This window comes from Sulfurospirillum tamanense, from assembly GCF_016937535.1.
In the GTDB taxonomy this organism is placed as follows: Bacteria; Campylobacterota; Campylobacteria; order Campylobacterales; family Campylobacteraceae; genus Sulfurospirillum_B; species Sulfurospirillum_B tamanense.
Map to the genome: position 1 here is coordinate 1 of NZ_JAFHKK010000044.1, position 9,353 is coordinate 9,353.

13 protein-coding genes are annotated in these 9,353 nt (G+C 46.1%); 6 read left to right on the forward strand and 7 right to left on the reverse strand.

The annotated features are described in order from the left end of the window. Window positions 1-350, reverse strand: a 350-nt coding sequence (locus JWV37_RS12110; RefSeq protein ID WP_205460087.1) for a hypothetical protein, incomplete at its 3' end; no start/stop codon positions are given. A 134-nt stretch (window positions 351-484) separates the two neighbouring features. Here JWV37_RS12110 and JWV37_RS12115 point away from each other — a divergent pair. From JWV37_RS12115 to JWV37_RS12140, 6 genes are all read left to right on the forward strand, one after another. After that, window positions 485-1,528, forward strand: coding sequence for a transposase (locus JWV37_RS12115; RefSeq protein ID WP_205460088.1), 1,044 nt, complete (start codon window positions 485-487; stop codon window positions 1,526-1,528). Beyond that, window positions 1,491-2,123, forward strand: a complete 633-nt coding sequence (locus tag JWV37_RS12120; RefSeq protein ID WP_205460089.1) for a nucleotidyl transferase AbiEii/AbiGii toxin family protein — start codon at window positions 1,491-1,493, stop codon at window positions 2,121-2,123. The genes JWV37_RS12115 and JWV37_RS12120 overlap by 38 nt, the downstream gene beginning before the upstream one ends. A 49-nt stretch (window positions 2,124-2,172) precedes the next feature. Beyond that, the gene (locus JWV37_RS12125) at window positions 2,173-2,985 is read left to right on the forward strand and encodes a sensor histidine kinase (protein WP_240332205.1); all 813 of its coding nucleotides are present in this window, start codon (window positions 2,173-2,175) and stop codon (window positions 2,983-2,985) included. Then, entirely contained in the window at window positions 2,960-3,619 is a 660-nt protein-coding gene (locus tag JWV37_RS12130) for a response regulator transcription factor (RefSeq protein WP_205460091.1), read from the forward strand. The genes JWV37_RS12125 and JWV37_RS12130 overlap by 26 nt, the downstream gene beginning before the upstream one ends. 78 nt (window positions 3,620-3,697) lie before the next feature. Continuing rightward, window positions 3,698-3,931, forward strand: a complete 234-nt coding sequence (locus JWV37_RS12135) for a hypothetical protein (protein WP_205460092.1) — start codon at window positions 3,698-3,700, stop codon at window positions 3,929-3,931. Beyond that, window positions 3,928-4,203, forward strand: coding sequence for a type II toxin-antitoxin system RelE family toxin (locus JWV37_RS12140; protein WP_205460093.1), 276 nt, complete (start codon window positions 3,928-3,930; stop codon window positions 4,201-4,203). Before JWV37_RS12135 ends, JWV37_RS12140 begins: the two co-directional genes overlap by 4 nt. 117 nt (window positions 4,204-4,320) lie before the next feature. Here the strand turns inward: JWV37_RS12140 and JWV37_RS12145 are convergent, their stop codons facing one another. From JWV37_RS12145 to JWV37_RS12170, 6 genes are read right to left on the reverse strand one after another with little or no spacing between them, the layout of a single operon-like run. Continuing rightward, on the reverse strand, window positions 4,321-4,755 hold the full coding sequence (locus JWV37_RS12145) for a 4Fe-4S dicluster domain-containing protein (protein WP_205460094.1): 435 nt from the start codon (window positions 4,753-4,755) through the stop codon (window positions 4,321-4,323). Between the two features lie 11 nt (window positions 4,756-4,766). After that, window positions 4,767-5,852, reverse strand: a complete 1,086-nt coding sequence (locus JWV37_RS12150; protein ID WP_205460095.1) for a hydrogenase large subunit — start codon at window positions 5,850-5,852, stop codon at window positions 4,767-4,769. Next, window positions 5,849-6,190, reverse strand: coding sequence for an NADH-quinone oxidoreductase subunit C (locus JWV37_RS12155; protein ID WP_205460096.1), 342 nt, complete (start codon window positions 6,188-6,190; stop codon window positions 5,849-5,851). Before JWV37_RS12155 ends, JWV37_RS12150 begins: the two co-directional genes overlap by 4 nt. After that, window positions 6,177-6,698, reverse strand: coding sequence for an NADH-quinone oxidoreductase subunit B family protein (locus tag JWV37_RS12160; RefSeq protein ID WP_205460097.1), 522 nt, complete (start codon window positions 6,696-6,698; stop codon window positions 6,177-6,179). The genes JWV37_RS12155 and JWV37_RS12160 overlap by 14 nt, the downstream gene beginning before the upstream one ends. Further along, a complete protein-coding gene (locus JWV37_RS12165) occupies window positions 6,691-7,512 on the reverse strand; it encodes an NADH-quinone oxidoreductase subunit H (RefSeq protein WP_369407686.1) in 822 nt (273 codons plus the stop codon). The genes JWV37_RS12160 and JWV37_RS12165 overlap by 8 nt, the downstream gene beginning before the upstream one ends. Further along, a complete protein-coding gene (locus JWV37_RS12170) occupies window positions 7,509-9,257 on the reverse strand; it encodes a proton-conducting transporter transmembrane domain-containing protein (protein WP_205460098.1) in 1,749 nt (582 codons plus the stop codon). Before JWV37_RS12170 ends, JWV37_RS12165 begins: the two co-directional genes overlap by 4 nt. Window positions 9,258-9,353 lie beyond the last annotated feature (96 nt).

A 9,353-nucleotide genomic window follows, 5' to 3' on the forward strand; every position in this document is an offset into this window, starting at 1 on the left:
ACACTAAAAAGCGCCAGAGAAAGCCACAAATAAAAAGTAAATAATAAAATTCTAATTACCCAGTGTTGATTTGAAAATAAAGTCATAAAAAGACCTGTAAATAAAATACTGAGCACAAAGAATACTGAAAGAAGGTGGGAAAATTCAAGATAGCTTTCTCCAACAGCTGATGCAATCTGTAAAATAGATTTGCTTATGTTTAATTCGGCAAAAAATGGATGGAAGAAAAGAAAATAGACCGGTATAAGTATCAGAGTCGGGAGTACGTAATTCCATGATATGTATTTTAAACTGTAAGTTAAATTTTTATCCTCATAATTCTTACAGCTATTGCAGTTATCTTTGTTCATAAAATTTTCCTTTTGGTTGTGTTTAAATTGTTTAAATTACAAAATTTTATTGCATTTAACAGTTCCAAGTATTTACTATTTACTCAAAAACGATACAATATCCACTTAAATCCCTTTACATGTAAAGAAGTGCCATGCCAAGAGAACCTAGGATAGATGAGGTAGGATTTTATCATATACTCAACCGAGGGGTTGAAAGATGTACGGTATTTTTTGAACAAGAAGATTATGAAAGATTTTTAGAAATAGCCAATGAAAGTGCGTCAACCTATAAGTGTGTGTTGCACTCTTTTTGTCTCATGCCAAATCATTATCATCTTTTGGTGGAAAACAAGGAGAAAAATCTCTCTTTGTTTATGCGGCAGATAAACTCCAAATACAGTATCTATTTTAACAACAAACACAAGCGCATCGGGCCACTTTGGCAAGGGCGCTTTAAGTCACACTATATCTACGATGAGCACTACTTAACCACCTTGGTGCGTTACATCGAATTTAACCCCATCAAAGCGCACATCAGCAAACATATAGGCGAATACCGATGGGCGATGAGCAGCAAGCCTGTTTTGTTCTCATCGATGGATTACGTATTCATTAATAAAACAAATTTTACGCAAGATTTACAGGATGAAGAGCTACAAAAAGTGCATGAACTCTTTTGCACAAAGCTAGAAAAACAAGAACAAAAGATAGTAAAAAAAACAAAAAGAGAACTCTCGTATTTTTTTGAAACATACGATAAAGAAGTGGCTATCGCCAAAGCCATAGAGGAAGGGTACTTGCAAACACACATAGCAAAATACCTGAATCTTTCGACCGTTTCCATTTCCAAACTCTATAAAATATACAAATCAAAAGTTAAGCTTTTTGAAGGGCTAAAAAGCAAGGGAATCTTTTGGAGTTATAGCAAAGAGATGACTTATGAAGAGGCTGGCGAAAAACTGGTGATAGAGCATCTTCTGAAGTATGGTGACTTTGATGGGCTTTGTGCGGGAATGAAGCTTTTTGGGAAGCGCTTGAGTAAAAAAGTGTGGGAAGAGAGGCTTGTCAGTGATCAGGGCTTTATCAAAACGAATCTGCTGTTAGCGAGAGTCTTTTTCGGGATGGACGTAGAGAGCGGTTATTTTAAGGAGAAGAAAAATGGACGACTTGAAAAACTTAAACTTCTTGCTTCCTAAAACACAAAAAGTTTTAATGACACTGATGGAAAATTGCCCTTTTTTAAAAAAGTATGTGCTTGTCGGGGGTTCTGCTTTGGCGTTACATGTAAAGCACAGAAAAAGTGAAGATTTAGATTTTTTTACCTATGAAAACAGTTTTGACAAACAAGAGATTTTAACCTATGTGCGCTCTTTTGGCACCGTTGAGATTATCAACCAAACCAATGAACAGATAGATATGCTCCTAGAGGGTGTCAAAGTTACTTTTTTCAATGCACATTGGAGCTTTTTAACGCCAATGAAGATAAAAACATTTAACCTTGCTAGTCTGGAAGCTATCGCCGCCATGAAGGTCAATGTTCTTTTCTTGCGGGCAAAATATCGAGATTACTATGATATGTATTTTTTAGAAAAAACGATGGGACTGAGAAATATTTTTAACCATTCGCAAAGGGTGGTAGAGGGCATAAACATAAAATTATTTCTTGTTTCGCTTGTTTATATTGATGACATCGAAGATGATGCGATAGACCATCTTGAGCCAGAAGAGATAATCAGCAAAGAAAAAATTAGAGAGTATTTTCAACAGCAAATAGATAGGTTGGTAAAGTAGTAGATGGTGAATACTTGGAATTTTTAATCACCCTTTAGGAGATTTTTTGATGGTAATTTTATCGATTTTACTCCTCACCTCCCTTGGTGTGATTGGAGTGCTTTTGTGGCGGTTGCGCCAAGAAAAAGTGGTGCAAAAAGAGCGAGAAGCGGCCATGCTGCACCAAGCGCGGCTTGCGCAGATGGGGGAGATGATGAGCCTCATCGCCCACCAGTGGCGGCAACCTCTCAGTGAGATTTCGGGGATGTTCATGGAGCTTGAAGCGGCCTCGCGGTTTAATAAACTCGACCGCGCCTTGATGGCCAAAACCTCCGCGCGCGCTACAAAACTTTTAGACCACATGTCCCAAACCATCGACGATTTTCGCCATTTTTTCAAACCCTCCAAAGCCAAAGAAGCCTTTGACGTGGAGAGTGTGTGTCAGGAAGCTTTGCTTTTGGCCAAGGCAAGTTTGCGCGCGCAGGGCATTAAAACCGCCTTACATGTAAGGGAATCGTGCAAGGTTGTGGGGTATCCACGCGAGGTGGCGCAGGTGCTGCTTAGCCTGCTGTTAAACGCCAAAGACGCGCTAGTGGAAAGGGAAGTGAAAGAGCCGCAGATTGCCTTACATGTAAGGCTTTTGGAAAACGCCGTGCGCATTAGCGTGCACGATAACGCGGGCGGACTGGACGCGGCGGTGCAAGCGCGGTTGTTTGAGCCGTATGTGAGCACCAAAGCAGAACACGGCACGGGGCTGGGGCTGTACATGGGTAAAATCATCGTGGAGCAAAGCATGGGCGGAAAATTGTGGTACGAACAAGGCGATGCGGGCGCGGTATTTGTGATGGAGGTGGCGCGTGAAAGAGACGACGTATCCGCTTAAAACGGTGCTGTGCATCGAGGACGATGCGGGGATTTTAGAAGGGTTAGTCAACACCTTGAAGTACTATTTTAAGGAGGTTTATAGTGCGCGCGATGGCGAAGAGGGGGTGCAACTGTGGGAAGAAAAACGGCCTGATTTGGTGCTCTGCGACATCCAAATGCCCAAACGCAACGGCATCGAAGTGGCCAAGCACATCCGCAAAACCGACCGCGCCACGCCCATCGTGATGCTCACGGCGTACACGAGCGAGCGGTACCTCATCGAGCTTATCAACCTCAACATTCAGCATTTCATCCAAAAACCCGCCTCCATCGACCGCTTGCTAGAGGGCATCAAAGCGGCGTTTGTGGGGGAGAGTAGCGGGACGTTTACCTTGGGTGAGGAGGTGTTTTTAGATGTGGAGAAAGAAACCCTTACATGTAAAGGGGAAATGACCCTTTTGAGCCACAAAGAGAGCCGTTTTTTAGCGCTTCTTGCCAGCCACGACCTCGTCACGTACGCCATGATGGAAACCCAACTGTGGCAAGGCGACGTCAGCGAAGCCGCCCGCAAAAGCTTCATCCGCGACCTACGCAAAAAACTCCCCGAAGGAGTGGTGGAGAATGTCTCCAAGAGAGGGTTTCGGTTGGGCTAACGCCTTTACATGTAAGGTGGAGATATATTGACATTACTCCTATTATGATATACAATTCAATATATAAAAGGATATACCATGCAAACCGTCAAAAAACTTTTTAACCTCGATGCGTCACTGGCAAACGAATTAGAACTGGTGGCAAAAACCCTTAAAAAGTCGCAAAAAGAAGTAGTGGAAAATGCGCTGGATTTTTACTTTGACCATACCGATGGGATTATTGCGGACAAAGTCTCAGAAGAGATTGCACGTGGAAAAATGCGCGTGTATGAGAGCCATGAAGTGTACAAAGAGCTAGGCATCGACCTTTGAGGGTCAAATATTCCGAAAAATCCCTCAAAGATTTAAAACACTTTGACAAGCCAGACCAACTCCTCATCGTCAAAAAAATCCACTACCTCGCAGAAAACTTCGACGCACTAAAGGCTTCCAAAAAAGTGACCGAGCTTAAAGGCACAGCGCTTGAAAACCAATACCGCTTTATCGTCGCAAGAAAAATCCGCGTGCTTTTTTGGGTCGTTGAAGGTGAGATTATCTTGCTCGTGTTGCGGGTAGGAATGCGAAAAGATATTTACGGCGCGTAGCTTTACATGTAAGGATTTTAAAGGATGCGTTTTTTTGCACAAAAGCAAGCAGAAGAAACACTAGGTGTTTGGGAGAACACTGGCGGCGTATGCTAAGGCCAAACACCTTTTCTCTATCTAATCCGAAGGCGTTTCTTTGGCCTTTTTTTGCGCTGCTTTGTGGGCTTTGTACGCTTCTTTGCTCTCTTTGACGTTTAGTTCTAGTGCGTCCCATTTTTCATTGGGCATGTCTGCTTTGAGCGCGGGGGTGGCTTTGGTTTCGCTTTGCCACAGGGCTTGGCCGGTTTTGGGGCATTCGCGTACACAATCGCCGCAGTAGATGCACAAATGGGCATTGTAGTGGTAAGTTTTACTTCCATCTAGTGCCCATGAAAACAAAATCGCCCCTGGTGGGCAGGTTTTTTCACACTTATCACAAAAAATACAAAAATCTTTATTGTATTCAATCAGTCCTCGCCAGTGTTCGGGTTTTGGCAAAGGCACTGCGGGGTACCCGTGGGTTAAAGGAGGGCTAAAGAGATTGGTAAAAGCGGTTTTGAGTGCTGCTATCATGGTATCCTCCTTTATTTGGCTGTGCAGCTCATGCACGGATCAAACGAAGCCAAAATGGCTGGCACGTCGCCGTACTCTTGGCCTTTAAAGATTTTCACCATCGCGGGGATGCCTGAAAACGTAGGGGTTTTAATGCGCATGCGCTCCAAAGTGGCGGTTTTGTTACCCCGCAGGTAATAAAAAAGCTCTCCTCTTGGGGCTTCAAGGCGCATGATGGATTCGCCCTCGGGCTTGCCTTTGACTTTGGCCTGAAGCTCTCCCTCGGGAAGCCCTTCTAGGATGTTGCGCACCATTGCCATGCTTTGGCGCATTTCACGCAGGCGTACGCGGTTGCGTGCGTAAATGTCTCCGCCTTCTTCTACGACCATTTCAAAGCCCACTTCCTGGTAGGGCAGTACGCTTTGTTCTGCGCGGACATCGGTGCGAAGGCCTGCTGCGCGTGCAAGTGGCCCAAGGGCGTTGAAGATGGCGGCATCTTCTTTAGAGATAGCGCCGATACCTTTGTATTTCAAAGACAAGGTCCAATTGGTCTCAAACAGCTCTTCTAGTGCTTCGAGTTTGGGCTCAAATGTGGCCAATCCGTCTAAAATAGCCTTAGCACACGCCGCGTCCACGTCGCGATGCACCCCGCCGATGCACACAAAGTCAAATTGCACGCGGTTGCCTGTGATGCGTTCTTGAAGCTCCATAATGAGTTCCCTGTCGCCCATAATCTGCATAAAAAGCGCTTCATACCCAGCATTTTCAGCCGTATGGGCAAGGCAAAGCAAGTGCGAATGCAAGCGGTCGAGCTCTACCATAAGCGTGCGCAAATACTGAGCGCGTCTGCTCACCTCCGTGCTCACTAGTTGCTCCACTGCTAGCGTGTAACTCAGTGAGTGTGTGATGGCGCACAGCCCGCATACCCGTGCTACAACAGCGGGTATTTGCTTGAACTCAAAGCGTGAAGTACAGGCTCTTTCTACGCCACGGTGCACATAACCCACGTCCGCCTCAACGCCTACAATGGTTTCATTGTGGGTCTCAAAGCGAAACCGTACAGGCTCCAAAAGCGCAATGTGCTGAGAGCCCAAAGGGATGCTGATAGATTGTTTCATGAGCCTTTCCTTAGGGGTGTTTGGAGGGAGTCTTGATCTAAAAACATCCCCTTGGTAATGCCAGAAATTGCGATGCCAAACATATCGACCATCTCCCCTTCACCAAGGTATGCAGGCGGAATAAGTGTAGCAATGCTAGGTATTTGGGCGTCATAAGCAGAGAAAAAATAGTAACAAACAACCTCGTCAACTTTGTCGTATTTGGCAAAAAAGTACTGTATTTCAAAGCCTTCTCCCGTGTCAACGCAATTCATGGTAATGAAATGCCACAGTGACGCATCGTAAAAATGTTCCAAATCCACCAACAACGTGGCAGCACTCGTTTCAATCTTCTGCATGGGGTAACCTTTGGCGCATGTGTCTGCGAGAGGTGAAAAAGAGAGTTTCATGTAAGCCACCAAAAAGCCGCTTTGGCTCTTCGATGGCCTTAGTTTTGGCTTCTAGGGCGGCTAGACCCTGAATAACACCGTCTATGATTTGCTCTGGGCTTGCGGCGCATCCTGGCACATACACGTCTACGGGAAGGTAGCGGTCAACGCCGCCCTCGACGTTGCACATACCCCGAAACACACCGCCCGTGCAAGTGCAAGCTCCCACAGCTACGACCACTTTAGGTTCGGCCATTTGGGCATAAAGCTCTACCAAGCGTTCACGGCTACGGTACGTCACAGGGCCGGTTACGAGCAAAATATCGCTTTGTTTAGGGTTGCCAGAATTAAGGATGCCAAAACGTTCGATATCATATTTTGGCCCAAGGCAGGCGAGGATTTCGATGTCACAGCCATTGCAACTGCCTGCGTTGTAATGCAAAATCCACGGGGATTTTTTACGGTAAGACTTAAACATAGCGCATTCCTCCTATGGCAAGAACTGCTAACACAAAGGCGCTGATGTAGACAGTGCGCACCAGATGGTCGATGCGTATTCTTGCAGAAGCGTTGTCAACACCACTAACGAGCAAAAACGCTGCGATGACCAGCAACGCGCCAAGCCACAAGAAAGCCCCGCCAAAGAGAAACACAAGGCTGTACACAAAGACGATTTCGGTCATTTTGGCCATGTAGATGACCTCGTAAAAGGTGCCACTAAACTCCACCTCAACCCCGCCCACTACCTCTTGGTGGGCTTCGGGCGCATCAAAGGGAGATTTTTTAAGCTTTATGGGCAAGATGATCAAAAGGGCCAAAAACATCAAAGGCATCCCCCAAAGCGCACTGGGAGAAGAGAGGATGACACCCACTTCAAAGCTGCCTGTGTGGAGGTAAAATCCCACCGCCATCAAGATAAGCACTGGCTCGTAAGCCGCGATGGCTAAAAGCTCTCGGTTGGCTCCCAGATGGGAAAAAGGCGAACGCACGCTGTAGCCTGCTAGCACTAAAAAAAGCGAGCTTAAGAGGTGCATAAAGATAGCATAAAGCAAATGCCCCCCAAACATGATAATCCCAATGCTCACCCACAAGGCGATAAAATGCATCGCCCCAAGGCTTACATGTAAACCGTGTACCATCATGGGGCGTTTATCAAGGAGCTTAAACATGTCGTAAAACGGTTGCAAAAGCGGTGGCCCGACGCGACGTTGCATCCGTGCGCGCACACGCCTGTCAATGCCTGAGACAAAGGTGCCCAAAAAAGGAGCCATTAGGGTCAAAAACCAACTCACATCACACCTCCTAGGAGGATAAGCCCAAAGGCAAGAGCCCCAAACCACCCAATCCGCGACTGCGCGGCAGGAGAGAGGGCGTAAGACCATTGGGCCACCTCAAAACGTGCCACTTCTCCGCAGTAGTATTCGTTCACACGGTCGATGCCTTTAAAGTGCGCGACTTTTACCCATAAAGGCACAAGCAGTATCATGCCAAGGGAGAGCCACACATAAGTCAACGAAAGCTCAAATCCGCTACGGATTAAAAAAGAGTACGAAAACGCCAAAAGCACACTAAAGAGTGCCGGAGAGAAAAAAGCAAAGGTAAACCCTTTCTCTTTTTCGTAGGTTTCTACATCCGCGCGCTTGGTAAACAGCAAAGAAGCTACTTTAAAATAGAGCAACACCAAAAGCGCCGAACCTACAGCAAGGGCGATGAGTAACACCAAAAACGCAGGACTCTTGGCTAGGTTTGCCGCAGCCATTTCGATGGAAAAAAGCTTTCCAAAAAAGAGTCCAAAAGGAGGAAGGGTGATGGTGCCAAAACCTAAGATAATCATCCCCGCACTTAAAGGCGCACGGTAAAGCAACCCATCCATTTGAGAAACATACTTGATGTGGTGGTTTTTTTCTAAAATACCTGCAAGCAAAAAGAGCAAGGCTTTAGAGAGCGCATGGAAGAAAATCAGTGCGTATATAAGAGTAGGATTTCCACCATTAGCCGCTATGGCTATCATGAGGCCAAGGAGTGAAATGGTCGAATACCCCAAAATTTCCTTGAACGCATCGCGCGAGAGGCCGTAAATGCCCCCAATCACAAAAACACAAGAGCCAAAGACAATGAGCACATCCGCCACTAACGTGTTGGCGAGCAAGGGAGAGAGTTTTAGCACCACAAAAGGAGCAATTTTGACCATGGTGGCCGAGTGCAAGATGGCACTCACTGGCGTGGGGGCGACCATTGCTCCAAGAAGCCAGCCATCAAAGGGCATTTGCGCCCCTTTGACAAGAGCGGCCATGGCGACAAGAGCGGCTACGAGCAAGGCGGAACCTGAAAGCACTTCACTAAAATAAGGCGAAACACCCTGAAAACTGCCAATAATCACAGCACTGAGGATAAACACACCGCCAATTTGATTCATCCACAACGCGTGCAGGGCATTGGCGCGGCTAAGGGCATCACGGCGAAAGCTGATGAGTAGGTAAGAAGCCAGCGTAGTGAGCTCAAAAAGCAAGAAGAAAATCAACAAATTGTTAGCAACGACGAGCAGGAGCATAACACCCAAAAAGAGGGAAAGCATTACGATAAACGTGCGTTTTCGCCCCTCGTCAATCGGCTCTTGGTCGATGTACCACAGTGCAAAAATGACAATGAGGCCACCTACTACACTAATGACCACCGCCATAAAAGCAGCCAATTGATTAAGAACAAAATCCGCCCCCGTTCCGCCACTGAGTGATTTAGCAAAGAGAAGCATCAACAGTTGGGCAAGTGCTAGCATCCACACAGGTTTGGAGCTAAACGCCCACCCCTCTTTGAGAAAATAGAGCAACAAGATGAGATCCGCGACAAGCAGTACCATATGGAAAAAACTTCCCAATGAAAAAGTAGCAACAGAAGGAGAAACAAACAAGGCAGTTGCCGCAGCACTCATCAAGAGTACAAGACCCATAAACCAAAGACGTAATGCGGTAAAGGGGAGCTTTAGGGCAAGGCCAGCCATCACAAAGGGCACAAGAAGAAGTAAACTATACAGAGCCATCCCCAAACCTCCCAAGTAGCAAGGGACGCATCCCTTGGTGTTTAGTTTTTTAAAACAGCAAGATTAATTGTATAGAAACAGTATGATATAAATATA